The organism is Halomonas sp. H10-59 (assembly GCF_040070555.1).
Taxonomy (GTDB): Bacteria; Pseudomonadota; Gammaproteobacteria; order Pseudomonadales; family Halomonadaceae; genus Halomonas; species Halomonas litopenaei.
The window spans coordinates 739,513-765,882 of sequence record NZ_CP098828.1 but is presented as its reverse complement, the minus strand read 5'-3'; the positions used below and the strand labels follow the sequence as shown (position 1 = coordinate 765,882).

Annotated in this window: 20 protein-coding genes and 5 tRNA genes; 11 read left to right on the top strand and 14 right to left on the bottom strand. The window is 64.4% G+C overall.

The genetic code is table 11. The annotated features are described in order from the left end of the window. Positions 1-302: 302 nt before the first annotated feature. The 7 genes from NFG57_RS03500 to NFG57_RS03470 form a co-directional block, all read right to left on the bottom strand. Positions 303-2,315, bottom strand: coding sequence for an NADPH-dependent 2,4-dienoyl-CoA reductase (locus NFG57_RS03500; protein ID WP_287163144.1), 2,013 nt, complete (start codon positions 2,313-2,315; stop codon positions 303-305). A 418-nt stretch (positions 2,316-2,733) separates the two neighbouring features. Then, positions 2,734-2,810: transfer RNA gene (locus tag NFG57_RS03495), tRNA-Asp, on the bottom strand. Positions 2,811-2,813: 3 nt separating this feature from the next. Then, a tRNA-Val gene (locus tag NFG57_RS03490) sits at positions 2,814-2,890 on the bottom strand. 63 nt (positions 2,891-2,953) lie between these two features. Next, a tRNA-Asp gene (locus NFG57_RS03485) sits at positions 2,954-3,030 on the bottom strand. A gap of 29 nt (positions 3,031-3,059) precedes the next feature. Further along, positions 3,060-3,136: transfer RNA gene (locus NFG57_RS03480), tRNA-Asp, on the bottom strand. Positions 3,137-3,176: 40 nt separating this feature from the next. Beyond that, a tRNA-Val gene (locus NFG57_RS03475) sits at positions 3,177-3,252 on the bottom strand. Positions 3,253-3,431: 179 nt separating this feature from the next. Beyond that, positions 3,432-4,142, bottom strand: a complete 711-nt coding sequence (locus NFG57_RS03470) for an alpha/beta family hydrolase (RefSeq protein WP_124802784.1) — start codon at positions 4,140-4,142, stop codon at positions 3,432-3,434. A gap of 165 nt (positions 4,143-4,307) precedes the next feature. On the opposite strand from NFG57_RS03470, the gene ccoN reads away from it, so the two are divergent. From ccoN to fnr, 10 genes are all read left to right on the top strand, one after another. Then, positions 4,308-5,732, top strand: a complete 1,425-nt coding sequence (ccoN, locus tag NFG57_RS03465) for a cytochrome-c oxidase, cbb3-type subunit I (protein ID WP_045992149.1) — start codon at positions 4,308-4,310, stop codon at positions 5,730-5,732. Positions 5,733-5,755: 23 nt separating this feature from the next. Further along, on the top strand, positions 5,756-6,373 hold the full coding sequence (gene ccoO / locus NFG57_RS03460; protein WP_287163145.1) for a cytochrome-c oxidase, cbb3-type subunit II: 618 nt from the start codon (positions 5,756-5,758) through the stop codon (positions 6,371-6,373). Between the two features lie 2 nt (positions 6,374-6,375). Next, entirely contained in the window at positions 6,376-6,588 is a 213-nt protein-coding gene (locus NFG57_RS03455) for a CcoQ/FixQ family Cbb3-type cytochrome c oxidase assembly chaperone (protein ID WP_045992151.1), read from the top strand. Further along, the gene (gene ccoP / locus NFG57_RS03450) at positions 6,585-7,529 is read left to right on the top strand and encodes a cytochrome-c oxidase, cbb3-type subunit III (RefSeq protein WP_287163147.1); all 945 of its coding nucleotides are present in this window, start codon (positions 6,585-6,587) and stop codon (positions 7,527-7,529) included. The genes NFG57_RS03455 and ccoP overlap by 4 nt, the downstream gene beginning before the upstream one ends. Before the next feature lie 116 nt (positions 7,530-7,645). Continuing rightward, positions 7,646-9,064 carry a cytochrome c oxidase accessory protein CcoG gene (ccoG, locus tag NFG57_RS03445; RefSeq protein ID WP_239452526.1) on the top strand — a complete coding sequence of 473 codons (1,419 nt, stop codon included), beginning with the start codon at positions 7,646-7,648 and terminating at the stop codon, positions 9,062-9,064. Then, positions 9,064-9,588: a FixH family protein gene (locus NFG57_RS03440; RefSeq protein ID WP_124802786.1), complete on the top strand. Its 525-nt coding sequence runs from the start codon at positions 9,064-9,066 to the stop codon at positions 9,586-9,588. The genes ccoG and NFG57_RS03440 overlap by 1 nt, the downstream gene beginning before the upstream one ends. Then, entirely contained in the window at positions 9,588-12,062 is a 2,475-nt protein-coding gene (locus NFG57_RS03435; RefSeq protein WP_348815375.1) for a heavy metal translocating P-type ATPase, read from the top strand. The genes NFG57_RS03440 and NFG57_RS03435 overlap by 1 nt, the downstream gene beginning before the upstream one ends. Further along, a complete protein-coding gene (ccoS, locus tag NFG57_RS03430) occupies positions 12,059-12,289 on the top strand; it encodes a cbb3-type cytochrome oxidase assembly protein CcoS (RefSeq protein WP_253555352.1) in 231 nt (76 codons plus the stop codon). The genes NFG57_RS03435 and ccoS overlap by 4 nt, the downstream gene beginning before the upstream one ends. Continuing rightward, positions 12,286-12,972: a sulfite exporter TauE/SafE family protein gene (locus tag NFG57_RS03425; RefSeq protein WP_348815373.1), complete on the top strand. Its 687-nt coding sequence runs from the start codon at positions 12,286-12,288 to the stop codon at positions 12,970-12,972. Before ccoS ends, NFG57_RS03425 begins: the two co-directional genes overlap by 4 nt. Before the next feature lie 154 nt (positions 12,973-13,126). Continuing rightward, on the top strand, positions 13,127-13,867 hold the full coding sequence (fnr, locus tag NFG57_RS03420) for a fumarate/nitrate reduction transcriptional regulator Fnr (protein WP_045992157.1): 741 nt from the start codon (positions 13,127-13,129) through the stop codon (positions 13,865-13,867). 159 nt (positions 13,868-14,026) lie between these two features. Here the strand turns inward: fnr and ttcA are convergent, their stop codons facing one another. The 6 genes from ttcA to NFG57_RS03390 form a co-directional block, all read right to left on the bottom strand. Continuing rightward, positions 14,027-14,986 (bottom strand): tRNA 2-thiocytidine(32) synthetase TtcA, encoded by a 960-nt coding sequence (gene ttcA, locus NFG57_RS03415; RefSeq protein WP_348815372.1) that lies wholly within the window; start codon positions 14,984-14,986, stop codon positions 14,027-14,029. Positions 14,987-15,372: 386 nt separating this feature from the next. Further along, positions 15,373-15,612, bottom strand: coding sequence for a hypothetical protein (locus tag NFG57_RS03410; RefSeq protein ID WP_239452527.1), 240 nt, complete (start codon positions 15,610-15,612; stop codon positions 15,373-15,375). 49 nt (positions 15,613-15,661) lie between these two features. Then, positions 15,662-16,354 (bottom strand): 3'-5' exonuclease, encoded by a 693-nt coding sequence (locus tag NFG57_RS03405; protein WP_308812406.1) that lies wholly within the window; start codon positions 16,352-16,354, stop codon positions 15,662-15,664. Beyond that, complete coding sequence (locus NFG57_RS03400; protein WP_348815370.1) at positions 16,351-18,174, bottom strand: DUF294 nucleotidyltransferase-like domain-containing protein; 1,824 nt, start codon at positions 18,172-18,174, stop codon at positions 16,351-16,353. Before NFG57_RS03400 ends, NFG57_RS03405 begins: the two co-directional genes overlap by 4 nt. A 102-nt stretch (positions 18,175-18,276) precedes the next feature. After that, complete coding sequence (locus NFG57_RS03395; protein WP_108131315.1) at positions 18,277-20,070, bottom strand: sodium:solute symporter family protein; 1,794 nt, start codon at positions 20,068-20,070, stop codon at positions 18,277-18,279. 38 nt (positions 20,071-20,108) lie between these two features. Further along, positions 20,109-20,366 carry a DUF4212 domain-containing protein gene (locus tag NFG57_RS03390; RefSeq protein WP_045992160.1) on the bottom strand — a complete coding sequence of 86 codons (258 nt, stop codon included), beginning with the start codon at positions 20,364-20,366 and terminating at the stop codon, positions 20,109-20,111. Positions 20,367-20,757: 391 nt separating this feature from the next. Here NFG57_RS03390 and NFG57_RS03385 point away from each other — a divergent pair, with 391 nt between their 5' ends. Continuing rightward, the gene (locus NFG57_RS03385; protein WP_213228119.1) at positions 20,758-24,702 is read left to right on the top strand and encodes a NahK/ErcS family hybrid sensor histidine kinase/response regulator; all 3,945 of its coding nucleotides are present in this window, start codon (positions 20,758-20,760) and stop codon (positions 24,700-24,702) included. A gap of 88 nt (positions 24,703-24,790) precedes the next feature. On the opposite strand, the gene NFG57_RS03380 is transcribed toward NFG57_RS03385, so the two are convergent. Next, positions 24,791-26,314 (bottom strand): protein adenylyltransferase SelO, encoded by a 1,524-nt coding sequence (locus NFG57_RS03380; protein ID WP_348815368.1) that lies wholly within the window; start codon positions 26,312-26,314, stop codon positions 24,791-24,793. Positions 26,315-26,370: the final 56 nt, after the last annotated feature.

Sequence of the window (26,370 nt, the reverse complement as noted above, 5' to 3'; positions counted from 1 at the left end):
CGACGTCACCCACCCTTGCCTGCCATCGCCCTTGTCGAGGGGGTACTCTCAGCGTAGAACAGCATTAGCCAATGACGATGCTCGGATCTTCAACGCTGAACGTCCTTACCTATAAGAACTCATGCCAGCAGAAGCGTTTCATTGTCCAGACGTAATTCGACCTAAGAGGGTCAAGAGGCACCAAAGCCGAGGTAGCCGACGGCCGGGAAGCCAGCGCCGGACGCCACCTGCCCGGTCCTCATGAGGCACGACAGCGCACCTCCTGAGGATTACCGAATCTGCATATTTTATTGTCGACAATCCTACAGTGACGCCGCCAGACGCACGCCCTGATCGATGGCGCGCTTGGCGTCCAGCTCCGCTGCCTTGTCCGCCCCACCGATGATCGACACCCGAACGCCGGCGGCCTCAAGTGGCGCTACCAGCTCACGCACCGACTCCTGCCCGGCACACACCACCACACTGTCCACGGCCAGGGTGCGCTCCTCGCCGTCAACGCTCAGATGCAGGCCCTGGTCGTCGATACGCTGATACTCGCAGCCGGGTATCGCCTGGACTCCCCGATGGCGCAGCGAGGCCCGATGCACCCAGCCAGAGGTAGTGCCGAGCCCCTTGCCGGGCTTGGAGCTCTTGCGCTGCAGCAGAAAGACCTCCCGCGGTGACTCGGGACGCTGTGCGGGCTTGAGCCCTCCCGGCGCGCTCACGGAGAGATCCACGCCCCACTCGTCACACCACTCGGCCAGGGGGTCGTCACCCGGGGCGACGTGGGTCAGTAACTCCGCCACGTCAAAGCCGATACCGCCGGCGCCGATGATGGCGACCCGCCGCCCGACCCGCCCGGGTGACTCGATTGCCTCTGCGTAGCTCAGCACACTGGCATGATCGGCACCGGGCAACTGAAGCTGGCGGGGACGGACGCCGGTGGCCAGCACCACATGATCAAAGCCCTCAAGATCAGCCACCGTTGCTTCACAGGACAGCCTGACGTCGACACCGGTCTTGTCGAGCATGACCCGGAAGTAGCGCAGCGTCTCGTCGAACTCCTCCTTGCCAGGTATCCGACGGGCAAAGTTGAACTGCCCCCCCAGACTGGCCTGGCGCTCGAACAGGGTGACCCTGTGGCCCCGCTCGGCGGCACTGACGGCGGTAGCGAGTCCAGCAGGACCGCCCCCTACCACCGCCACCGTCTGCGGCGTGGCGGCCGGCTCCAGCGACAGCTCGGTCTCGTGACAGGCGCGAGGGTTGACCAGGCACGAGGTCAGCTTGCCCTGGAAGGTGTGGTCGAGGCAGGCCTGGTTGCAGGCGATGCAGGTGTTGATCTCGTCTGCCCTGTCGCCGCGAGCCTTGGCCACCCAGGCGGGGTCGGCCAGCAGAGGCCGAGCCATGGAGACCATGTCGGCGTGGCCCTCGGCGAGCACCCGCTCGGCCACCTCGGGCATGTTGATGCGGTTGGTGGTGATCAGCGGAATTGTCACCGCCTGGCGCATGCGCCGGGACACCTCGGTAAAGGCCGCCCGCGGCACACTGGTGACGATGGTCGGCACCCTGGCCTCGTGCCAGCCGATGCCGGTGTTGATCACGTCGGCACCGGCGGCTTCCACCGCCCGCCCCAGGGCGATGACCTCGTCATGGGTGCTGCCGTCCTCCACCAGGTCGATCATCGACAGCCGGTAGATCAGCAGAAAGCGATCCCCCACCGCCGCGCGTACCCGGCGCAAAATCTCCAGCGCAAAGCGACAGCGATTGTCGAAGTCGCCGCCCCAGCGATCCTGGCGCTGATTGGTGCGCCGACAGATGAACTGGTTGATCAGGTAGCCCTCGGACCCCATGATCTCGACGCCATCGTAGCCGGCCTGCTGGGCCAGGCGCGCGCAGCGCACGTAGTCGTCGATCTGCCGCTCCACATCCTCGTCAGTAAGCTCACGCGGCACGAAGGGATTGATCGGCGCCTGGATCGCCGACGGCGCCACCAGCTCCGGCGAATAGGCGTAGCGCCCAGCGTGCAGGATCTGCATGCAGATGCGTCCGCCCTCGGCGTGCACCGCCTCGACGACCTGACGGTGTCCCTCGAGCTGGTCCTCGCTGGTCAACTGCGAGGCCCCCTGGAAGACGGCGCCTTCGGCGTTGGGGGCGATGCCGCCGGTCACAATCAGCGCCACTCCCTCGCGGGCGCGCTCGGCGTAGAAGGCGGCCAGACGCTCGAAGCCGCGCGGTGCTTCTTCCAGGTTGGTATGCATGGAGCCCATCAGCACACGATTGGGCAGGCTCAGATGGCCCAGGCGCAAGGGAGTGAAGAGCTGGGGATAGGCGGTCACGGGGCGGTCCTTCGCAGCACAGGCTGCGCGTTGTTGTTGGCGGTGTCGGATGGCGCGCTCACACAATTGGCGCCACTCATCGACCAATTTCAAACAACTGTATGATAGCAGTCCACCCTCTGCCACCCCCCTCGATGAAAATGCGCGCAAAACGCATCGTCGGGCAAAGGTTTCTTTCTGGCCAGCTCCGGGGATAGCTCTTGAAAGAGCTCTTGAAAGAGCTCCTGAAACAGCTCCTAAAATAGCCCCTGGAATCGCCCTCCTGGAACAGCTCTCTGGATAGCCCTCCAGTCAACCCTCGTCCACCACCGCTGACCTGACGCACACGAAAAAGGCCCCGCTGCGTAGCAGCGGGGCCTTCCGAAATAAGCGCCGGTAACAGGACCGGACTTTTCCAGCGAACTGGATCGAGTGAAACTGGCGGACCGGACGGGACTCGAACCCGCGACCTCCGGCGTGACAGGCCGGCATTCTAACCAACTGAACTACCGGTCCGCGTGGTGGGTGATACCGGATTCGAACCAGTGACCCCCAGCATGTGAGGCTGGTGCTCTAACCAACTGAGCTAATCACCCACGTTATTTCACACGGTGCGATGTCTCGAGTTTCCTGAAGACGTCGTCTTTGGCTTGTCATCGTGGCGGACCGGACGGGACTCGAACCCGCGACCTCCGGCGTGACAGGCCGGCATTCTAACCAACTGAACTACCGGTCCGCAATGATGACCAATTCGAGAAGAGACGCTGGCGGACCGGACGGGACTCGAACCCGCGACCTCCGGCGTGACAGGCCGGCATTCTAACCAACTGAACTACCGGTCCAGCGCTCTCTACTCTACGTGTCCATCCATCATTTTCATGATGGTGGGTGGTACAGGGTTCGAACCTGTGACCCCCAGCTTGTAAGGCTGGTGCTCTCCCAGCTGAGCTAACCACCCCTGGTCACGTGGCGCTGCATTCTACAGAACATCCGGGGGATGTCAACGCGCTCCACGCATCTTTCTCGTTTTTTTTGTCCCGACTTTTGCCCGTGCATTCATCGACTTGGGCCGAAAGCCAGACGGCGCAAGGGCTGGCGCCACAGCGCCGTGATATCCACCCTTGCAGAAAGAAGCGCTCACGACTTGCCCATGGCGTCCGCGGTAGCGCGCGCCGCCTTAGCCATCAGGTCCTGACGCGACAGTCCACTCAAGCGCCGCGGCGACCAGTCGTGGTCACCATCCTCGAGCCATTCAAGACGCGCATGCGCCGGCAACTCATAGCCCGCCACCTCGTCTCGAGTACCGAAAGGGTCCCGGGTACCCTGCAGCACCACCAGAGGGCAAGCCAGCGACGGCCAGTGATCCAGCCGCAGGCGCTCGGGCTTGCCCACGGGATGAAAGGGGTAGCCAGCCAGCACCAGCCCCGGTGCACCGTCCTCGGCGGCCAGCAGACTGGCCACCCGCCCGCCCATGGACTTGCCGCCGAGCCACAGCGCCCCTGGCACCATCTGCGACAAAACGTCACGCCAGAGGCGCATTTCCTCCACCAGCCGAGCCACCCTGGGCGGCGGCCGCCGACGCCCCGCCGCACGCATCTCGCGCAGATAGGCAAACTCGAATGACAGCGTCTGTACGCCGGCCCGGGCCAGCGCCGCGCGCCATTCAAGCAAAAAGGGTGAATCGTGTCCGGCACCGGCCCCATGCGCCAGCAACAACACGTCTCGGCAAGGTGGTCCCTCCAGGATCACCGGCGCCAGGTCGGGCACCTGCCACTCGCCACGGTGCCCGGCGGCGAGTGCCTGGCTGAATTCCTGAGTAAAAGCGTCGGGTAAAACGAGTTGTGACACGGCAAAGTTTCCAAAGTTCACTGCCACCAGAGGCTAAGTTCTTCTCACTGCCAGGCTGGGCTAGAATTCTGAGTGGTTGTTGATCTGCATCATTCTGAGGCAATTGCCGGGCAGGCACTATGGCCGGGGGATCGTCCCCTTTACGCGATCGATGGGAAACTGATCATGAGCACAGCATTTGAACATCCGACCTACAACTACAAGGTGGTCCGGCAGTTCGCGATCATGACGGTGGTGTGGGGCATCGTGGGCATGACCCTCGGTGTGATTCTCGCCGCCCAACTGGTCTGGCCGGAACTCAACCTTGGCTTGCCCTGGACAAGCTTCGGTCGGCTTCGCCCGCTGCATACCAATGCGGTCATCTTCGCCTTCGGCGGCTCCGCCCTGTTCGCGACGTCCTACTACGTCGTCCAGCGCACCTGCCAGGTGAGGCTGATCAGCGACAAGCTGGCCGCCTTTACCTTCTGGGGCTACCAGGCGGTCATCCTGTGCGCGGTCGTCACCCTGCCGCTGGGCCTCACCGAGGTCAAGGAATACGCCGAGCTGGAATGGCCCATCGACATTCTGCTCGCGGTGGTGTGGGTTACCTACGCAGCCGTCTTCCTCGGCACCATCAAGGTCCGCAAGACCTCCCACATCTACGTGGCCAACTGGTTCTTCGCCGCCTTCATCCTGACCGTTGCCGTACTGCACATCGTCAACAGCGCGGCCCTTCCGGTCACCGCCACCTACTCCATCTCCATCTACTCCGGCGCCATCGACGCCATGGTGCAGTGGTGGTACGGCCACAACGCGGTAGGCTTCTTCCTGACCGCCGGCTTCCTCGGCATGATGTATTACTTTGTGCCCAAGCAAGCCGAGCGCCCGGTCTACTCCTACCGCCTGTCCATCGTCCACTTCTGGGCGCTGATCATGGTCTACATGTGGGCCGGCCCCCACCACCTGCACTACACCGCCCTGCCGAACTGGGCGCAGTCGCTGGGCATGGTGATGTCGATCATTCTGCTGGCGCCCTCCTGGGGCGGCATGATCAACGGCATGATGACCCTCTCCGGGGCCTGGCATAAGCTGCGAACCGACCCGACCCTGCGCTTTCTCGTCGTCGCGTTGTCGTTCTACGGCATGTCGACCTTCGAAGGCCCGATGATGGCGGTGAAGACCGTCAACGCCCTGTCCCACTACACCGACTGGACCATCGGTCACGTCCACGCCGGCGCCCTCGGCTGGGTCGCGATGATCACCATCGGCTCGATGTACCACCTGATTCCACGCCTGTTCGGTCACACCGAGATGTACTCCGTCAAGCTGGTGGCGGTGCACTTCTGGCTGGCCACCATCGGCACCGTGCTGTACATCGCCGCGATGTGGGTCAACGGCATCCTGCAGGGCCTGATGTGGCGCGCCATCAACGAAGACGGCACCTTGATGTACACCTTCGTCGAGACCGTCGAGGCCAGCGGCCCCGGCTATATCGTGCGCCTGATCGGTGGCCTTTTCTGGGTGACCGGCATGCTGATCATGGCCGTCAACGTGGCCATGACCGTCAAGGGTTCCGCCAAGCGCGGCGCGCCCCTGCCCCAGACCGCCTGAGTCAACGAAGGACCGAGACTGACATGAAACACGAGATCATAGAAAAGAACATCGGTTTGATGGCGGTGCTGGTGCTGGTGGTAATCAGCTTCGGTGGCCTGGCCGAGATCGTACCGCTGTTCTTCCAGAAGCAGACCACGGAGCCGGTCGAGGGCCTCGAGCCGCTGTCCGCGCTGGAACTGGAAGGCCGGGACATCTATCGCCGCGAAGGCTGCGTCGGCTGTCATTCGCAGATGATTCGCCCCTTCCGTGCCGAGACCGAGCGCTATGGCCACTACAGTGTGGCCGGTGAATCCGTCTACGAGCACAACTTCCTGTGGGGGTCCAAGCGCACCGGCCCGGACCTGGCCCGCGTCGGCGGTCGCTACAGTGACGACTGGCATCGTGCCCACCTCTACAACCCGCGGGACGTGGTGCCGGAATCGGTGATGCCGGCCTACCCCTGGCTGTTCGAGAACACCCTGGACGGCGAGGACACCCCGGCCAAGATGCGCACCCTTCAGAAACTGGGCGTGCCTTACACCGACGAGCAGATCGCCAACGCCACCAGCGAGGTCCGCGGTGAGCGTGAAATCACCGCCCTGGTCGCCTACCTGCAGCAGCTTGGCACGGTGTTGCCCAGCTCGGCGAAGAGCCCGTAACCATGGATATCGGAACCTTTCGCGGCATCTTGACCGGCATCCTGCTGATCGCCTTCCTGGGCCTGGTGGCCTGGGCCTACTCGAGCCGCCGCAAGCGCGAGTTCGATCAGGCGGCGCAGCTGCCGTTCGCCGACGACGACGAACAACCGAATCGTGACCGCACGGCCGAGCGACAGGCCGATTCCCGAGAGGACAGGGGAGAGAAGAACACATGAATACGCTTTGGGGTGATGCCCTCTCAGGCTTCTGGAGTGCCTGGATCATCGTCATCACGCTCGGCACCATCGGCTTTGCGTTCTGGCTTCTGTGGGCCAACCGCAAGACCGACAAGCGCCCTGACGCCGACGGCACCGTCGAGACCACCGGCCACACCGCCGACGGTATCGACGAATACGACAACCCGCTGCCTCGCTGGTGGTTTCAGCTTTACGTTGCCACGGTGATCTTCTCCCTGGGCTATCTGGTGCTGTATCCGGGCCTCGGCAACTTCGCCGGTGTGCTGGGCTGGAGCCAGGAAGGTCAGTGGGAGGAAGAGGTCGCCCAGGCCGAAGAGCGCTTTGCACCGATCTTCGAGAAGTACCAGCAGGTACCCATCCCGGAACTCGCCCAGGACGGTGACGCCATGCAGGTGGCCGAGCGCATCTTCCTCAACAACTGCGCCATCTGCCACGGTTCCAACGCCAAGGGCGGCTACGGCTTCCCCAATCTGACCGACGACGACTGGCTCTACGGCGGCGAGCCCGAGCACATCGTCACCACCATCAACAACGGACGCAATGGCCTGATGCCGTCATGGCAGCAGCTCGGCGCGGACAATATCGAGAACCTGACCCAGCATGTGCTGTCGCTGTCCGGCCAGGCCGAGGACGCCGAACGTGCCGAAAAAGGCGGCGCCGTCTTCACCTCGGTATGTGCCGCCTGCCATATGCCTGACGGTACCGGCAACCAGGCGCTGGGCGCGCCCAATCTGACCGACGACAGCTGGCTGTACCAGGCACCGGGCCAGAGCCTGGCCGACTCCGTGCGTCAGACGCTGCGCAACGGCCGCAATGGCCATATGCCGGCGCAGGCCGCCTACATCGGCGAGGAGCGGGTCCACCTGGTCGCCGCCTATGTCTATGGTCTGAGCCAGAATCAAGACCAGAAGAGTCAGTAGTGACCCCAGCGGGATCGCTCCCGCGGCGAGTGCGGCGCTTGGCCGCACTCGCCACCCACCTACCCGTCAATCGCTAGACTGGGGCTTCGGCCCCATCGACGCGATGTGAGTCTGCCATGAGCGACAAGATCCCTGCCCACGACGTCACCGACCCTGCGGTGTCGCACCATTCCCCCGACAGCCAGAGCATGTACGAGAGCCGCCGGCACATCTACGTACGCGAGATCAAAGGCGTGTTCCAGCGTGTCCGTCGGGTCGCCAACTGGGCGCTGATGCTCGGTTTTCTGCTGCTGCCCTGGATTCCCTGGGGTGATCGACCGGCGGTCTGGTTTGATCTGCCGGGGCGCGAATTTCATATCTTCGCCGCCACCTTCTACCCCCAGGAATTCGTGCTGCTGTCCTGGCTTTTGATCATCTGCGCCTTCGGCCTGTTCTTCATCACCGTCTTTGCCGGTCGAGTATGGTGCGGTTACACCTGCCCCCAGAGCGTCTGGACCTTCCTGTTCATCTGGGTCGAGCACCGCATCGAGGGGCCGCGCAATCGTCGCATCAAGCTCGACAAGCGCTCCTGGGACGCCGACAAGGCCTGGCGCAAGAGCGCCAAGCACGCCATCTGGCTGATCATCTCGGCGGCCACCGGCATCACCTTCGTCGGCTACTTCACCCCGATCGGTGGCCTGGTGCTGGATCTTGCCACCCTCTCGGCCAGCGGCTGGTCCTATTTCTGGGTCGGCTTCTTTATCGTCTTCACCTACCTGAACGCCGGTTGGCTGCGCGAGCAGGTCTGCCTGTACATGTGCCCCTACGCCCGCTTCCAGTCGGTGATGTTCGATCGCGACACCCTGATCGTGTCCTACGACTACCACCGCGGGGAGCCTCGCGGCCCGCGCAAGCGCAACGCCGACCCGGCAGAGCAGGGCCTTGGCCACTGCATCGACTGCGACCTCTGTGTTCAGGTCTGCCCGACCGGCATCGATATCCGCGACGGTCTGCAGTACCAGTGCATCACCTGCGCCGCCTGCATCGACGCCTGCGACAGCGTCATGGACAAGATGGGCTACCCCCGTGGTCTGGTGCGTTACACCACCGAGCATGCCCTCGACGGCAACAAGACCCACCTGTTGAGGCCTCGACTGATCGGCTATCTGGTCGCCCTGGTGGTGATGATCGGCCTGTTCGTCTGGACCATCGCCGACCGCACACCGCTGGATGTGGATGTGGAGCGCGATCGCGCACGGCTCTACCAGACACTGACCGATGGACGCATCGCCAACTCCTACGCCATGACCGTGCGTAACCTCGACAACCGCCCTCATCGCTACGTGATCGAGGTAGCCGGCATCGAAGGTCTCGAGAGCGACACCACCGCCATCGAAGTTCCCGCCAACCAGTCCCGCCAACTGGTGATGACCTTGAGCGTGAATCCTGATCAGATGGAACAACGCAGTGCCGATATCAGCGTTCGCGTCCTCGCCGAGGACGATCCGTCCGTGGCCATCGAACGTGAAAGCCGCTTTATAGGAGTTACCCCCTGATGTCCCTGTCCGATCCCCAGGTGCCGCCCTGGTACAAGCAGTTCTGGCCCTGGTTCCTGATCGCCCTGCTGCTGTCGTCGGTCACCTTCAGCATGGTCTACCTGGCCTTCTCGATCCGCTACTTCGACGGTTCGGTGCCGGACGATTACTACAAGGAAGGTCTGGCCATCAACGTCCAGCTCGAAAAGCAGCAACGTGCCGAGGCGCTGGGGCTGGCGGCCGAACTGCGCATCGACGCCACCACCGGCGACGTGGTGGTAACGCTCGATGGCGACGAACGCCCAGAGCGGCTGGATCTGGCGCTGAAGTTCCCCACCGATGGCGCCCGCGACCGGGCACTGGTGCTGACCCACACCCGTGAAGGCCACTATGTCGGCACCCTCGAGCGCAATCTGCGCTATCGCTGGTACCTTCAGCTGCAGCCCCACGCAGAAGGCGCGTCGGGACAGCAGCCTGAATGGCGCCTGACCGGCGAGGCAGAGTTCCCGCGTGAGACCTCCGTGCGCCTGACACCGGGACTCTGATGGCGGCCTCGTGCTACCACTGTGGCGCCCCGGTGGAGGCCACAGCACCCTGGTCGATCACCCTGGATGGCCAGCGCCATCCGCTGTGCTGCCCGGGCTGCGAGGCGGTGGCCCAGGCCATCGTCGGCGGCGGCCTGGACAGCTACTATCGCTTTCGCACCGCCCTGCCGGAGCGCCCATCGCCGACACCCGCCGACGAGGCCCGCTATCAGGTATTCGACGATCCGGGCCTGCAGGATCGTTTCGTGCGTCAGGATGGCGACACCAAGGTAGCGACCCTGGCGGTGGATGGCATCACTTGCGCCGCCTGCGCCTGGCTGATCGAACACCGCCTGAATGCCCTCGCCGGCCTGGAGAGCTGCGCTGTCAATCTTTCCCAGCACCGCCTTCAGGTGCGCTGGGATCCCGAACGCCTGTCGCTGTCGCGCCTGCTGGCCGAGATGGCCGCCATCGGCTATCCCTCCCAGCCCTACGAGCCGGACCAGGCCCAGCAGCGGCTCAAGCAACAGTCGCGCCAGATGATAAGGCGCCTGATCGTGGCGGCCGTCGGCATGATGCAGGTGCTGATGTTTTCCATCCCGCACTACGTCGACGGCGGTGATCTCAGCACCGAGTTCGAGCGCCTGTTTGCCTGGCTATCGCTGGCGCTGACCACTCCGGTGGTACTGTACTCGGCCCAACCCTTCTTCGTCGGCGCCCTGCGTGATCTGCGAACCCGCGTGCTGGGCATGGATGTGCCGGTGGCCCTGGCCATCGGTGGGGCCTTTATCGCCAGCACCTGGTCGGTCGTGAGCGACTCCGGTGACCGCTACTTCGACTCAGTCAGCATGTTCACCTTCTTCCTGCTGTTCGGACGCTACCTGGAGTCTCGCGCCCGTACTCACTACGGCCGTAGCGGCAATGCCCTGGCCAGTGCCCTGCCAAGTGCTGCGGTGCGCCTCGACGAGCATGGCGATGAACGCGTCATCCCCGCCAGTCGGCTGGTCCCGGGTGACCGGGTTCGGGTCAGTCCCGGCGCCCAGATTCCCGCGGACGGCAACCTGACCTCGGGTCTTGCCCAGATCGACGAGTCGCTGCTGACCGGCGAATCGCTGCCCCTCCTGCGTCGCCAGGGAGATGCCGTGCACGCAGGTACCCTGTGCATGGACAGCCCGATCGAAGTGATGGTCACCCGCGTCGGCGACGACACCCGCGCCGCCGGCATTCTCGATCTCACCGACCGTGCCTTCACCCATCGTCCACGTATCGCCCGCCTGGCCGAGCAGGTGGCCCATCGCTTCGTGTTGAACCTGCTGGTCATCACCGCCCTGGTGGCGCTGGTCTGGAGCCTGATCGACCCGAGCCGCAGCCTGTGGATCACCCTGTCGGTACTGGTGGTGACCTGCCCCTGCGCCCTGGCGCTGGCGACCCCCACCGCCCTGACCGTGGCCCACGGCCGGCTGAGACGTGCCGGGGTACTGGTGACCCGAGCCGATGCGCTGGAGACCCTGGCCTGCCTCGATCGCGTCGTCTTCGACAAGACCGGCACCCTGACCCGGGGGCGTATGCAACTCGCCGAACACCGGCCGCTGAGCGACGACGAAGGAAGCGCCAACAATGGCGAGATGGACGCTGCCGCCAAGCGCCGGCATCTAGCACTGGCGGCGGCACTGGAGACCGGCTCGGAGCACCCCATCGCCCGCGCCTTCGCTGCCTGGCGCGACGCCAGCTGCCAGGCCAGCGAACTGCGCAATCACCCGGGCCAGGGCGTGGAAGGCGTGATCGACGGCCGGCGCTGGCGACTGGGCCAGCCGCACTTTGCCTGCCTGGGCCAACCCGTTCCTGAGCTCCCTGGCGCAGGGCTTTGGTTGCTGCTGGCCAGCGAAGGCAAGCCCCAGGCCTGGTTCAAGCTCGACGATCAGCCCCGTGACGACGCCGCCGAGACCCTCGCCGCCCTCGCCCAGCGAGGGCTTGCCATCGAGATCCTGTCGGGCGACCGCGCCGTCAACGTTGGCCAGCTTGCGCGCACGCTGGGCGTCGGTCAGTGGCGTGGCGAGGCCTCCCCCGAGGACAAGCTCGGGCACTTGAAGGCGCGGCAGGCACAGGGCGAAAAGGTGGCCATGGTCGGTGATGGCATCAATGACGTGCCGGTACTGGCCGGCGCCGACCTTGCCATCGCCATGGCCGGGGCCAGCGACCTCACCCGCACCCGCGCCGATCTTGTATTGCTGGGCGAACCGCTCACGGGTATCGTCGAAGCCATCGAGGTGGCCCGCCAGACCCGTCGCATCATTCGCCAGAATCTGTCCTGGTCGGTGCTCTACAATGTCGTGGCGCTGCCCGCAGCGGCGCTGGGCTTCGTGCCCCCATGGCTTGCCGCCATCGGCATGTCACTCAGCTCGTTGCTGGTCATCGGCAATGCCCTGCGTCTGCGGCGCGGACGCACCAGGCCGACCGCGACACCTTCACCCGTCACCGCAAGCCCCGGCCCATGAGCATCCTTTACCTGTTGATACCCTTGTCGTTGATCCTGCTGGGCCTGGCGGTCTGGGCCTTCTTCTGGGCGGTGCGCAACGACCAGTTCGAGGACCTCGAAGGCCCCGCCTATCGCATCCTGTTCGAAGATGAAGACGACACTCGCAGTGCCGATGACGGCGCTTCCTCGTCCGAAACGCCTGCGCAGACATCCGATCGTGATCCATCGTCCAGAGGGCCTGAGTGAATCCTACCGGCCTGGAACTGCCTCCCATGATGGCGGCCTTCGTGTTTGGTCTGCTTGGTGGTGCACACTGTATTGGCATGTGCGGCGGCATCATGAGCGCTCTGACCTTTGCCATCCCCACCAGCATGCGTCAACCTTGGCGGGTGGGCTCTCTGGTGCTCGGCTACAATGTAGGTCGTATCACCAGCTACTGTGTGGCGGGCGCTCTGGTTGCCACCCTGGGTTCGGTGATCGGCCTTTCGCCGACCCTGCGTGGCCTGATGCAGATCGTCGCCAGCCTGATGTTGATCCTGATGGCGCTTTACATTGCCGATCTATGGAAAGGCCTGCGTCACGTCGAGGCACTGGGGCGTCACCTCTGGAGGTACCTGGAACCCGCAGGCAGACGCCTGTTGCCGGTGGTGCGTCTGCCCCAGGCGGTGGCGCTGGGCGCCATCTGGGGCTGGCTGCCCTGTGGCCTGGTGTACTCGATGCTGGCCTGGAGCCTGGCACGGGCCGAACCCCTCGAGGGCGCACTGCTGATGGCGAGCTTCGGTCTTGGCACGCTTCCGGCGCTGGTGGTGACGGGCCTCGCCGCCAGACAAATGCAGGCCCTGCTGGCGCATCGGGCAACACGCCTCGCCGCCGCTGGCATGATCATCGCCTTTGCCGTCTGGCAACTTTGGACTGGGCTGCATCAATGACGCATCCTACCTCTAAGTTATTAATCCTAAAGAGGTAGACGCCACTTTTAGCTGATCTGAGGGTGTAGAATAGTGCCATCAACGTGCTGTACGGGCGACGTCTGTTCTCCCCATGGCCCAGTCAATATCGATCCCAGATCCACAGGAGCTGCGAATGAGTCCTACGGCCCAAGATCGGCGGCGTCCCATGCTGCATGAGACTCGCTGTGAGTCCTGCAGCCTGAGTTCCTTATGCCTTCCGCTGTCGCTGGAGACCGCCGACCTCGAGCGCTTCGATTCCATCATCCGTCGTCACCCGCCGATCAAGAAAGGCACACGATTGGTCGAGCAGGGAGATCGCTTCACCAGCGTCTTCGCGGTCCGATCGGGGAGTCTCAAGCAGATCACCACCGAAGGCAGCGGCGAAGCTCAGTTGACCAACTTCTTCCTGCCCAGTGAACTGGTTGGCCTGGATGGCATCGACGACGGCCGCTATCCCGGCAGCGTGGTGGCGCTGGAGACCACCACGGTGTGCGAGATTCCCTTCGACCGCCTCGATGCGCTGACCCAGACCCTACCGGAGCTGCGTGCCCAGCTGTTTCGCACCCTGAGCAAGGAGCTGCGAGAGGACCGCCGGATGATGCAGCTGCTGTCACGCAAGACCGCCGATCAGCGCCTGGCCTGCTTCTTCCTCGGCCTGTCCGACCGCTTCCGCCGCCGCGGCTATTCGCCGTTCAGCTTCCGCCTGTCCATGTCCCGCGCCGACATCGGCAATCACCTGGGGCTGGCGGTGGAAACGGTCAGCCGTATCCTCGGGCGTTTCCAGCAGCAGGATCTGGTGGCGGTATCGGGACGTGAGGTCAATATCCTCGACCTGACCGCGCTGTCGACCCTGGCCGACACCGAAGTTACCTGAGCGGGCCTGGCGGCAGTGTGCCGGGCTTGGCCGGCAGGGCCCGGTATCCAGGATCTGGAAAGCAGAGCGTAATAGATGGCGTATGACAAAAAGAGGCCGCCTCCGGAGATGCGGCCTCTTTTGCTGTCATGGCGTCCTGCACATTCGCTGTTGGCGAGATCAGCCGGCATCCACCACGTCGATGCGCCGGGCCTGGCGTTCGGCCTGTACGGCCTCCAGCCCCTCGAAGTCAAACAGTTGCCGATCCGCCAGCTGCGACGGCGCCACATTGGTCACCGCCTTGAACATGCTCTCGAGGCGCCCGGGATGCTTGACCTCCCACTCGGCCAGCATCTCCTTGACCACCTGGCGCTGCAGGTTGGGCTGGGAACCACACAGGTTGCACGGGATGATCGGGAACTCCATCGCCTCGCTGTAGGCCTGGATATCGGCCTCGCGGCAGTACGCCAGCGGGCGGATAACGATGTTCTTGCCGTCGTCGGAGAGCAGCTTGGGCGGCATCGCCTTGAGGCTGCCACCGAAGAACATGTTCAGAAACAGCGTCTCGAGAATGTCCTCGCGGTGGTGGCCCAGGGCGATCTTGGTCGCCCCGATCTCCTCGGCGAAACCATAGAGCGAGCCGCGCCGCAGGCGTGAGCAGAGCGCGCAGGTGGTCTTGCCCTCCGGCGTCTTCTCCTTCACCACCGAATAGGTGTCGCGCTCGAGGATGTGGTAGTCCACGCCGATGCTGTCCAGATAGTTCGGCAGCACATGCTCCGGAAAGCCCGGCTGCTTCTGATCCAGATTCACCGCCACCAGCGAGAAGTTGACCGGCGCGTTGCGCTGAAGGCTGCGCAGGATCTCGAGCATGGTGTAGCTGTCCTTGCCACCAGACAGACACACCATGATCTTGTCGCCTTCCTGGATCATGCCGTAGTCGATGATGGCGTTACCGGCCTGGCGGCGCAGGCGCTTCTGCAGCTTGTTGAACTCACGCCGTGCCTTGGCCTGAACTTGGGCTTCCGTCTGATCGCCATCCGTAGCAGGGTCGGCCGGGCTGACGCCGGCATCGATCGAGAGATGGTCATCCTCGGGGGTACGGGGATCGAACAGGGTGGCGGAGGCGGACTGTGGCGACATGGGAGCGGGACATCACGGCTGAAAATGAAAGAGGCGCCAGTCTACCATCCGGACGCTTTAGTGGCGAAGAGGTCAGCGACCGCTTACCCCGGCGAGGACAATACGGGAGAGGCTTTTCGTCGGCAGCACATCGGAAAGCGCCAAGGACGACACCGCCGTAGTGGCGCCCTTGCGCGTCGTGGCCTGGTCTGGCAAGTCGAAGAACGCAAGTGCCTGTCAGCCAGGCCCTAGGCGCTGTCCGAAAAGTCGACGAGCGAAGGTTAGACAAGGCAAAAATCGGTGAGAAAGCGCAGTTTACGGGGTGTAAATGAGCATTTTGACCGGGCTGGCGCACCAGACGATTTTTAACGCCGTATTACCGAGCGCAGGCACTTTTCAGACAAGCCCTAGACGACGTTCAGCGCCAGCAGATAGCGCACCACCACGCCCAGCAACAGCAGCAGGATGCCGGCACGTTGCCAGCCAAACTCGCGCACGGTCAGGGTCAGGCGCTTCTCCCAGAACTTGACCATGCCCCACAGGTCCCGGGTACGGCGATAGTACTGGAGGTAGGCCACCAGCACCGAGACCAGGCCCAGCGCCAGCAGCGTGGGCTCGAGAAGGGTCAACATGGCGTGCAGACTCATGACAGGATCTCCTTGCAGGTGAATGGTTGCCGGTGCGGGTGGCACCGGGTCAGCGCGATGGCGCCGTGAGTGCCCCGCTCTCCAGGCGCAGATGCATCAGCGCGGTGGTGACGGCGTCGCCCAGGGCCGTATGGCGTCCCATGATCGGGACTCCCAGTCGCTCTGCCAATTGTTCAAAGGTCGGCTGCACCTCGATTTCCGGGTGACTTCGGCGCAGCCGCTTGCGGTACTGCTGGGCCACGTCGATGGTGGCGTTGGGCAGCGAGAAGCCAAACTCCGCCTTCAGGTAGCGATCCAGCATGGCCAGGTCGAAGTCGATACACCAGCCGACCAATGGGCGATTGCCGATAAATTCCAGCAGCGTCGTCAAGGCCTCGCGCACCTCGAGGCCGCCTTCCAGGTCGACCCCTCGCAGGCGATGGATGCAGATGGAGTCTCCACTCAGGCTGGCAGGACGCGCGAGCCGCAGGTCCAGCGACTCGCTGGTCAAGACGCGATCGTCACGAATGCGTACCGCAGCGATGGACACCAGCTCCGCATGACGGGTATCCAGACCGGTGGTTTCGCAGTCCAGGGACACCAGCTCATCGCCGGTATAGGGATTGAACAGCCAGGCGAAATCGCCATCGGCCTGCCGACGCCTGTCGGCCACACGCCTGATCGCTCTCAGCATCGGGTACTCTCCCAAGCGAAACCATTGACGCCAAGGCAGCTTGCCCTGGGGGGCTGCCTCGACACTCATGCATACTCCAGGTGATAGCGGTGGGACAGGCTGGCCTTGAACTCCTTGACCAGATGCAGCGCCTCGCGCAGCAGGTCCCGCTCCAGTGAATTGAGCGACTGCACCACCACCCTGTCCGGGGCGTCCGTGGCCCGGGCATCGTCGCGCCGGTAGGCCAGCTGCGCCCGAAGCCGCAGCTCACAGAACAGCGACAACGCCTCGCCGAGATCCTCCGCCACCACTCGCTCGATGCGCCCGAGTGACGCCAGCGCCGCCAGCCGGTCGTGGGTCGAGGTCTCACGCAGCCCGCACTCCAGCGCCATGGTGCGAACACCGTGGACGATGGGAAAGATCCCACCCTTCTTGATGTCGACACCGTGCTCGGGCTTCTTCAGCGTTCCAAACAGGGTCAAGGGCGTCGAGAACCGCAACACCCCCCTCGCCAGATGGGTCAGCAACAGTTCATTGCCCCGTGTTTCTTCGATCAGCACGTCGTGGAGTCGGTCCACCAGGGCAAAGTCACCGGCCACCCCCGAGGCGTCGGCAAGCACCGCCAGACGCATCAGGCTTTCTCCGTCGGGTTCGCTGACCCAGCGACGGATGCGCCCTCGCCACTGCGCAAGGGTGCCGATCCACTGGGGGTTGGAGACCATGATGTTGCCCGGGCAGCGCGGATAGCCCAGATCGTCGAGCACGCTGGTAAACCGCGCGGTATCTGCACTGAGCTCGTCCCACTGCTGGTCATCGGCCAGGATCAGCGCATTGTCCTGGTCGGTCTTCAAGATCTGCTCGCCGCGCCCTTCGCTGCCGAGCACCAGCAGACAGGCGCGCTCGCGCTGAGGGGCCGGCATCGAGAAGTGCCAGGCCTTGCTGATGATGCGCCCATTGAGCGCCGACAGCATGCCCATGGCGAAGCGCATGCGTACCCCTTGGGCCATCAGCGCCTCGACCAGCTCCGGCGCACGCTGACTTGCTTCGCTGAGGGAGGCCAGGGTCGTCGCCTGCTCGACCTGCAGGCTGACCACGTAGCTGCGGCTGGAAAAGAAGCTGAGCACATCGGTCAGCTCCACGACACCGATCAGCCGCTGGCCCTGAAGCACCACCACCCTGGCCACCTTGTGGCGGGTCATCTCGATCAGTGCCTCGAACAGGTACTGGCTTTCATCCACCGTCACCAGCGACAGATGAGCGATGCCACCGACCTCGGCATTACCGTCGCACCCCTCCAGCACCAGGGCCTCGAGCAGGTCGGTCTTGGTCAGCATGCCAGGACCGTCGGGCGTCTCGACCAGCAGGCTGTCGGCGCCCTTGTCCTTGAGGGTCAGCACGGCGTCGCGAATGCATGTCGTCGAGCCGACCTTGAGCGGCTCACGCATGCACTCGTTCACCCGGGCGAGCATGAATCCGGCCAGGGTGACGCCGCCCTCGGCGCGACGTTCGGCCAGCAAGCGCGTCTTGCTGATCAGGCGCTGGTGAAAGTAGTCCGAGAAGGCGGCGTTGTTCTCGCACAGCGACAGAAACAAGGTGTGCGGCATCAGATAACACAGGCTTTCTTCTTCGGCGACGAAGCGGTAACGGCTCTGGCCGTTGATCACGCTGATGGCACCGAACAGATCGCCCCCGGTGTAGTGGCCGATGCGCCCCCCGGCGGGGCCTTCGGCCGGGTCCAGTTCGGCGACTTCGCCCTTGTGGATCACAAAGACGAACTCGCCGGACTGCCCTGCATCGAGGATCACGTCATCCCGCCCGTAGTAGGCGATATCCAGCCCGCCCAGGACCCGCTCGCGCTCGGCCTCGTCGAGCAATGAAAACGGTGGATGAGTGAAGTCGATGTCGATCATGTCTGCTCCATGACCGACCCCGGCGAGGCCGGGGTCGGGGAGTGTTGTCGTCTGGCAGGGGGCGACGGATGGTGGGCCGACGCCCCTGCCTGATGGCCCGCTCTAGTGAGCGTGGGCCTCACCCGCGCCTCTCGGCACACGCACGTTCTCCACCAGTTCCTGGATGTGCTCCGGCGGTGCCGCGGTTGCCCGCGAGACCACGAAGGCCACAACGAAGTGGAGGATCATGCCGAGGGTACCGATACCCTCCGGCGAGATGCCGAACCACCAGATCGAAGGATCGGTGTTGATGAACTTGGTGTAGACGATGTAGATGAAGGTGAAGCTCAGACCCAGCACCATGCCGACGATGGCCCCTTCGCGGTTCATGCGCTTGTCGAAGATGCCAAGCAGGATCGCCGGGAAGAAGGACGAGGCAGCAAGACCGAAGGCAAAGGCCACCACCTGGGCCACGAAGCCCGGCGGGTTGATGCCGAAGTAGCCGGCTACCACCACCGCCACCGCAGCAGCACTACGCGCCGCCAGCAGCTCCCCCTTCTCGCTGAGGTTGGGATTGATCTGCTTCTTGATCAGGTCATGGGACACCGCCGCCGAGATCACCAGCAACAGACCGGCTGCGGTGGACAGCGCCGCGGCCACGCCACCGGCGGCCATCAAGGCGATCACCCAGGCCGGCAGGCCGCCGATCTCGGGGTTGGCCAGCACGATGATGTCGCGGTCGATATAGACCTCGTTGGGGCTGTCGGTAGGCGTATTGGTCACCACCCGCTGCCCGTGCTCGCCAGGAGTTTCCTCTTCCAGCGGGCCGCTTTCGAAGGTCGGCTTGCCCTCGAACGGTGCGCCCGGCCCCATCTGCACACGACCGTCGTCGTTCTTGTCGAGCCAACCGATCAGGCCCACGCCTTCCCAGCTCTTGAACCAGGCCGGTGCCTCTTCGTAGCTGGTCTCGTGTACCGTCTCGATGATGTTGGTGCGGGCGAACACGCCGACCGCCGGAGCGGTGGTGTAGAGCAGTGCGATGAACACCAGCGCCCAGCCGGCGCTGACCCGGGCGTCACGCACCCGCGGCACGGTGAAGAAGCGCACGATGACGTGGGGCAGACCCGCGGTACCGCACATCAGGGCGGCGGTGATAAAGAACACGTTGATCATCGGCTGGCTGCCGTCGGTGTAGGGCGTGATGCCCAGATCCGTCAGCAGACCGTCGAGACGATCGAGAATGTACTGGCCGCTGTCGTTGCCGGCGGCATCGACGAAGGTGGCACCGAGCCCGGTCTGCGGCAGCACGTGGCCGGTCATCATGATCGACAGGAACACCGCCGGCACGATGAAGGCGGTGATCAGCACGCAGTACTGAGCCACCTGGGTGTAGGTGATGCCCTTCATGCCACCGAGCACCGCGTAGAAGAACACGATGACCATGCCGATGACCACGCCCAGATTGACCTCGACTTCGAGGAAACGGGCGAAGACGATACCGACGCCGCGCATCTGACCGGCGACATAGGTAAAGGACACGAAAATAACGCAGATGACCGCCACGGTACGGGCGATATTCGAGTAGTAACGGTCACCGATAAAGTCCGGCACCGTGAACTTGCCGAACTTGCGCAGGTAAGGCGCCAGCAGCATGGCCAGCATGACGTAGCCACCGGTCCAGCCCATCAGGTAGACCGAGGCGTCGTAACCCAGATAGGCGATAAGGCCCGCCATGGAGATGAAAGAGGCCGCCGACATCCAGTCTGCCGCGGTAGCCATGCCATTGGCGGCAGGGTGGACGCCGCCGCCGGCGACGTAGAAATCCTTGGTAGACCCGGCACGCGACCAGATCGCGATACCGATGTAGAGCGCGAAGGACGCCCCTACAAATATATAGGTAAGTAGTTGTACATCCATGGAATCAATTCCCGTTCATTGACGTTATTTTGCGGGTGTCACTGTTCGTGGACGTCGTACTCTTCATCGAGCTTGTTCATCTTCCAGGCATAGAAAATGATCAGCACGATAAAGGTGTAGATGGATCCCTGCTGTGCAAACCAGAAGCCGAGCTTGAAGCCAAAGAACTGGATATTGTTGAGTACATCCACCAGCAGAATGCCGAAGCCATAGGAGACGATGAACCATACGGCCAGACAGCCGAGGATGGTTCGTATGTTTCGTTTCCAGTAGGCCTGTGCGCTCTTGTCTAGCATAAGGCTACCCTCAAGAAGTGGTTTGATCGCCAAATGCCGCCGCAAAGACGACACAAAGGCTCGAGAAGCAGACTAGACAAAATGGCCTTTCCTGGAACGATAACTTTAGTCGAAAAGCATAAATGCACCGCACCAAGAAAACCATTACATGAAATATTTCAGCAACTTATAAACATTTCTGGAATATTAGCCGATGGTCTATCACTACAAAGGTGCAATCCACCTTAGTCGCGATTCAAGGCCTTGAGACAAGGCAATGCCTTTCCCTTGATGGCGCAAAATTCCGTCAATGCTTCGCGCTTCAGGCGCCCGAATCGAGGCAACCACGCTGCGCCCCTGCCGAGCAGGCCGCCAATGCCCTAGAATGGCCGCTGACGTCGAGGAGGTGCCCATGTTTGCCGGTTGGCTATTGATCGCTGTTTCACTGCTCTACATCGCCGTGCTGTTCGCCATCGCCTGGCGCGGCGATCGTCGTGCACGCCACCTGGGGGCCAGCCATCGTCGCCCGCTGGTCTACAGCCTGGCGCTGGCGATCTACTGTACCTCCTGGACCTTCCACGGCGCCGTGGGCCAGGCGGCGACCTCCGGCTGGTCGTTCGCCAGCATCTTTGTCGGTCCGGTGCTGACGCTTCTATTGTTCTGGCCGGTACTGGCCAAGATGGTGCGGGTCGCCAAGCACCAGAACGTCACCTCGATCGCCGACTTCATCGCCTCGCGCTACGGCAAGACCCAGTCTCTGGCGGCCTTCGCCAGCCTGGTCGCGCTGATCGGCACCCTGCCCTACATCGCCCTGCAGTTGAAGGCAGTGTCCACGTCCTTTGCCGTGCTCACCGACGCCTCCGACATCACCCAGGCGCCGCTGTTCGGCGACACCGCCTTCTATGTGGCCATCGTCATGGCGATCTTCGCCATCCTGTTCGGTACCCGCCATACCGACGCCACCGAGCACCACGAGGGCCTGATCCACGCGGTGGCCTTCGAGTCGCTGGTCAAGCTGGTGGCCTTCCTGATCCTCGGCGCCTACGTCACCTGGGGCATGTTCGATGGCCTGCAGGACCTGATGACCCGGGCCGACACCCACCTGCAGCTGCAGCGGCAACTGGCCCAGCAGGACTTCGGCCAGAGCTTCTGGGCCCAGACCCTGCTGGCCATGCTGGCGATCCTGTGTCTGCCGCGTCAGTTTCACGTCACCGTGGTGGAGAACACCCACCGCGACGACGCCGCCCGCGCGCGCTGGATGTTCCCGCTGTACCTGGTGCTGTTCGCCTTCTTCGTGTTGCCGCTGGCCGCCGCCGGCCTGACCATCTTCGCCGGCACCGACGTATCACCCGATACCTATGTGCTGTCGCTGCCGATGGCCGCCAACCAGAGCTGGCTGGCCCTGCTGACCTTTATCGGCGGTTTCTCCGCCGCCACCGGCATGGTCATCGTCGCCGCCGTGGCGGTCTCGATCATGATCTCCAACGAGATCGTCATCCCGGCGCTGTTCCGCATGCGCTGGTTCGACACCAAGGCCCGCGACTACGGACGCCTGGTCCTGCGGGCACGGCGCATTACCATCGCCGTGATCCTGGCCATGGCCTATGGCTTCTACCAGCTGATCGGCGAATTCACCTCGCTGGCCTCCATCGGCATGCTGTCCTTCGCCGCCGCCGCCCAGTTCGCCCCGGCGCTGATCGGTGGGCTCTACTGGAAGCGCGGCAATCGCCTGGGGGTCATCGTCGGCATGAACGCGGGCTTCGCCATCTGGGCCTACACCCTGCTGTTGCCAGCGATGATCAACGCCGGTGTATTGCCCGCCGGCTGGCTCCAGGGTGGGCCGCTGGGGATCGCCTGGCTGTCACCGACCTCGCTGTTCGGCCTGCACGTGGGTGACAGCTTTACCCACGGCGTGATGCTGTCGCTGGGGGTCAACCTGGTGGCCTACATCTTTGTCTCCCAGGTAACCCCTCAGCGGGTGGTGGAACGGATTCAGGCGTCGCTGTTCGTCGACAGCGTCGAGACCCGCCAGACCTCGGTCAATCGCCCCTGGACCGGGGCTACCACGGTCGGCGACCTGAAGGTGCTGTGCCAGCGCTTTCTCAGCGCCGGCCAGGTCGACCGCGCCTTCTCGGACTACGCCCGGCGCAACGGCAAGGCGCTGGAAGACAGTGCCCGAGCGTCCATCGACGTGATCCAGTTCACCGAGCGCTTTCTGGCCTCGGTGCTGGGCGCCTCGTCGGCGCGCATCGTCGTCAACTCGGCGCTGCAGGGGCGTGGCATCGGCATCTCCGACGTCATCTCCATCGTCGATGAGGCCTCCCAGGTGCTGGAGTTCAATCGTGCCCTGCTCCAGGCCACCATCGAGAACATCAACCAGGGCATCAGCGTGGTGGATCAGAACCTGCGCCTGGTAGTGTGGAACCAGCGCTATCTGGAGCTGTTCCGCTTCCCTGACCACCTGATCCGTGTCGGCGCCCCGATCGACCGCATCTTCCGCTACAACGCCCATAACGGCGAGTACGGCCCCGGCGACCCGGAAGAGCACGTGGAATTGCTGCTCGACAATATCCGTGAAGGCCAGCCCCACCGCTACGTGCGATATCGCCAGGACGGCAGCGTGCTGGAGGTCCAGGGCAACCCCATGCCCGGTGGCGGCTTCGTCTACACCTATCAGGACATCACCCAGCAGAAACGCACCGAAGAAGCGCTGATCCGCTCGGAAAACAATATCCGCATCTATACCGACAACGTGCCGGCGTTGATCGCCTACTTCGACCGGGAGTGTCGCTACCTCTTTACCAACCGTGCCTACGAGCAGGCCTTCAACATCAACCGCAACGAGGTCATCGGCAAGAAGGTGACCCAGGTGATTCCGGAGACCATGGCCGAGGAGCGCATTCCCTGGATTCAGCGCACCCTGAGTGGTGAAAGGGTCAGCTTCGAAGTCTCGCTCGAGATCACCAACGAAGGCCTGCGCTACATGCTGGTGACCTATACTCCGCACTTCGGCGACAGCGGCGCGATCCTCGGCTTCTTCGCGCTCTATCAGGACATTACCGAGCGCCGGCGGGCCGAGATCGCCCTCAAGGAAACCAACGAGACCCTGGAGGAGCGGGTACGCTCGCGCACCCTGGCCCTGTCCGAAGCCAACGCCGCGCTGCGCCAGGAGAACCGGGTGCGCGCCGAAGCCGAGCAGGCCCTGCGCCAGGCCAAGCAGGTGGCCGAGGACGCCAACGCCTCCAAGACGCGCTTCCTGGCCGCAGCCAGCCATGACCTGCTGCAGCCGCTCAACGCGGCGCGGCTATTTACCTCGGCGCTGTCCCAGGACATGGGCGCCGAGGACATGAAGCGCACCATCGGCCATATCGACAGCTCACTGCAGTCCGCCGAAGAGCTGCTCGGCACCCTGCTGGACATCTCCAAGCTGGACGCCGGCGCGCTGACCCCCAGACGCAGCCATTTTGCGCTGACCGACATCCTGCGTCCGCTGCAGGCCCAGTTCGCGGTAATGGCCGAAGACCGCGGCCTGGATCTCAAGGTGGTGGGATCGGCCCTGTGGGTGGACAGCGACAGCCAGATGCTGCGCCGAATCATCCAGAACTTCCTGTCCAACGCCATCCGCTACACCCAGGAAGGCCGGGTGCTGCTGGGCATTCGCCGGCGCGGTGAGCGCCTGTTGATCGAGGTATGGGACAGCGGCCCCGGCATCCCCGAGGCCAAGCAGGCCGAGATCTTTCAGGAGTTTCGTCGCCTGGATCAGGCCTCGCGCCACAAGGAAAGCGAGAAGGGGCTGGGCCTCGGCCTGTCCATCGCCGACCGCATGAGCCGGGTGCTCGACCACCCCATCAGGGTGCGCTCCTGGGTCGGCGTGGGCACGGTATTCTCGGTCAGCGTTCCCAGGGTCGAGGCCAGGGCCCCGGCCGAGGACACGGACTCCCGGCCTGCGCGCAAGGTCGCCAGCAAGCTCGACGGCAAGCGCATCCTGTGCATCGACAACGAGTCGCTGATCCTCGAGGGCATGAAGGCGATGCTGTCGGGCTGGGGCTGCGAGGTGTTCACCGCCACCTCCATCGGCGGCGCCAAGTCGGTGCTGCGCCATCTGGACGACGACCCCGACGCCATCCTCGCCGACTATCACCTGGACAACGAGGTCACCGGTCTGATGGCGCTGGACGCCCTGGGCGAGCGCCTGACCGGCGCGGTGCCCGGTATCGTGATCACCGCCGACCGCACCGAGGAGGTGGCCGAAGAGGTCCGCCGCGGCGGCTACCAGCTGCTGCTCAAGCCGGTGCGCCCGGCCGCCCTGCGGGCACTGCTGACGCGCACCCTGCAGGCCAGCCAGGCACCGCAGTAGCCGGCGCGAGCCGTGCTGGCGAAAGTTCTGTCGGCGTAAGTCCTGCTGGCGAGCAGCCCACCGGCGACGACGTTGCCGGTGGGGCCCCTCAGGTACCGCAGAAGGTTCTGAGCACTCGCTCGTCGCGCCCGGGCGGGGCCAGCAGGCTGGTATCGTCCGGGGTCTGGTAGGGCCGGGTCACGGCGGCGAGCAGCGTCTCGAATACGCTCAGGTCGTCGTCATCGATGGCGGCGCGAATGGCCTTCTCGACCAGATGATTGCGCGGTATCACCTGGGGGTTGGCCGCCGCCAGGCGCGCGCCGACGACCTCGTCGGCGACGCCTTCACGGGCCAGACGCTCGCGCCAGCGCGGCAGCCAGGCCTCGAGCCTGCCACTGCGCTCGAAGCCCTCGGCAAGCGCTGCCTCATCGCCGACCAGCGCCCGGGGCAGATGGGCAAAGCTCAGGGTGAAGTCGGCGTTGCCCTCTTCCATGGCCTTGAGGAAGTCCTCGCCCAGGGCCAGGTCCTCGTCTGCCAACGGGCCCCCCTGCCCATCGGTCGAGCGGCTTTCCGGCTGGCCTTGCGAGTCATCAGCCCCGAGTCCCAGCTTGGCACGCAGCACCGCCGTCCAGGCGGCGTCATGGCACTCGGCGAAGGCCTCGATGGCCTCGGTGGCCAGCGCCACCGCTCGCTCCTGATCGTCACTGATCAGCGGCAGCAGCGTCTCGGCCAGGCGCGCCAGGTTCCACTGGGCGATGGCCGGCTGGTTGTCCCAGGCGTAGCGCCCGCGCTCATCGATGGAGCTGAACACCCTGTGCGGGTGGAAGGCGTCCATGAAGGCGCAGGGACCATAGTCGATGGTCTCCCCCGAGATCGCGCAGTTGTCGGTGTTCATTACCCCATGAATAAAGCCGAGCCCCTTCCACTGGGCGACCAGGCTGGCCTGGCGCTCGACCACCGCCTCGACCAGCGCCAGCGCGCGCTCGGCCTCGGGCAAGTCGGCCAGCTCGGGGTAGTGTCGCTCGATGCAGAAGTCCACCAGCAGCGACAGCGCCTCGCTGTCACGGCGGGCGGCAAAATACTGAAAGGTGCCGACCCGCACATGGCTCGAGGCTACCCGGGTCAGTACCGCCCCGGGCTCCACCATCTGGCGCACCACCTGCTCGCCGCTGGCCACCGCCGCCAGCGCCCGGGTGGTGGGCACCCCCAGTGCGGCCATGGCTTCTGACACCAGATACTCGCGCAGCACCGGTCCGATCGGCGCGCGACCATCACCGCCGCGGGAAAAGGGCGTGCGTCCGGCGCCCTTTAGCTGGACCTCACGCAGGCCGCCGTCTCGATGGGCTAGCTCGCCCAGCAGGATCGCCCGACCATCGCCGAGCTGTGGCACGAAGTTGCCGAACTGATGCCCTGCGTAGGCCGCGGCGATCGGCGTCGCTCCATCGGGCACGGCGTTGCCACCGAGCACCTCGGCGGCACGGGTCGCGTCGAAGGCGTCAAGGTCGAAACCCAGCGCCTCGGCCAGCGGACGATTGAAGGCCAGCAGACGCGGCGCCGCCACAGGGGTGGGCGCCATCTCGGCGCGCATACGATCGGGCAGGGACGCATAGCGCCCGGAAAAGGCAGGAAACATGGGCTGCTACCTCAGGCTGGCAAGTGGGATGCCGACTACCCTCGGCCCTGCCTGTG

Bases quoted from the DNA above. Each gene is read 5' to 3' on its own strand.
- ttcA (WP_348815372.1), bottom strand. From the start codon at position 14,986: ATGTCGCCACAGTCCGCCTCCGCCACCCTGTTCGATCCCCGTACCCCC.
- NFG57_RS03435 (WP_348815375.1), top strand. From the start codon at position 9,588: ATGGCGGCCTCGTGCTACCACTGTGGCGCCCCGGTGGAGGCCACAGCA.
- NFG57_RS03395 (WP_108131315.1), bottom strand. From the start codon at position 20,070: ATGGATGTACAACTACTTACCTATATATTTGTAGGGGCGTCCTTCGCG.
- NFG57_RS03440 (WP_124802786.1), top strand. From the start codon at position 9,064: ATGTCCCTGTCCGATCCCCAGGTGCCGCCCTGGTACAAGCAGTTCTGG.
- NFG57_RS03410 (WP_239452527.1), bottom strand. From the start codon at position 15,612: ATGAGTCTGCACGCCATGTTGACCCTTCTCGAGCCCACGCTGCTGGCG.
- ccoP (WP_287163147.1), top strand. From the start codon at position 6,585: ATGAATACGCTTTGGGGTGATGCCCTCTCAGGCTTCTGGAGTGCCTGG.
- NFG57_RS03455 (WP_045992151.1), top strand. From the start codon at position 6,376: ATGGATATCGGAACCTTTCGCGGCATCTTGACCGGCATCCTGCTGATC.
- ccoO (WP_287163145.1), top strand. From the start codon at position 5,756: ATGAAACACGAGATCATAGAAAAGAACATCGGTTTGATGGCGGTGCTG.
- NFG57_RS03385 (WP_213228119.1), top strand. From the start codon at position 20,758: ATGTTTGCCGGTTGGCTATTGATCGCTGTTTCACTGCTCTACATCGCC.
- ccoN (WP_045992149.1), top strand. From the start codon at position 4,308: ATGAGCACAGCATTTGAACATCCGACCTACAACTACAAGGTGGTCCGG.
- ccoS (WP_253555352.1), top strand. From the start codon at position 12,059: ATGAGCATCCTTTACCTGTTGATACCCTTGTCGTTGATCCTGCTGGGC.
- fnr (WP_045992157.1), top strand. From the start codon at position 13,127: ATGAGTCCTACGGCCCAAGATCGGCGGCGTCCCATGCTGCATGAGACT.
- NFG57_RS03390 (WP_045992160.1), bottom strand. From the start codon at position 20,366: ATGCTAGACAAGAGCGCACAGGCCTACTGGAAACGAAACATACGAACC.
- ccoG (WP_239452526.1), top strand. From the start codon at position 7,646: ATGAGCGACAAGATCCCTGCCCACGACGTCACCGACCCTGCGGTGTCG.
- NFG57_RS03405 (WP_308812406.1), bottom strand. From the start codon at position 16,354: ATGAGTGTCGAGGCAGCCCCCCAGGGCAAGCTGCCTTGGCGTCAATGG.
- NFG57_RS03380 (WP_348815368.1), bottom strand. From the start codon at position 26,314: ATGTTTCCTGCCTTTTCCGGGCGCTATGCGTCCCTGCCCGATCGTATG.
- NFG57_RS03400 (WP_348815370.1), bottom strand. From the start codon at position 18,174: ATGATCGACATCGACTTCACTCATCCACCGTTTTCATTGCTCGACGAG.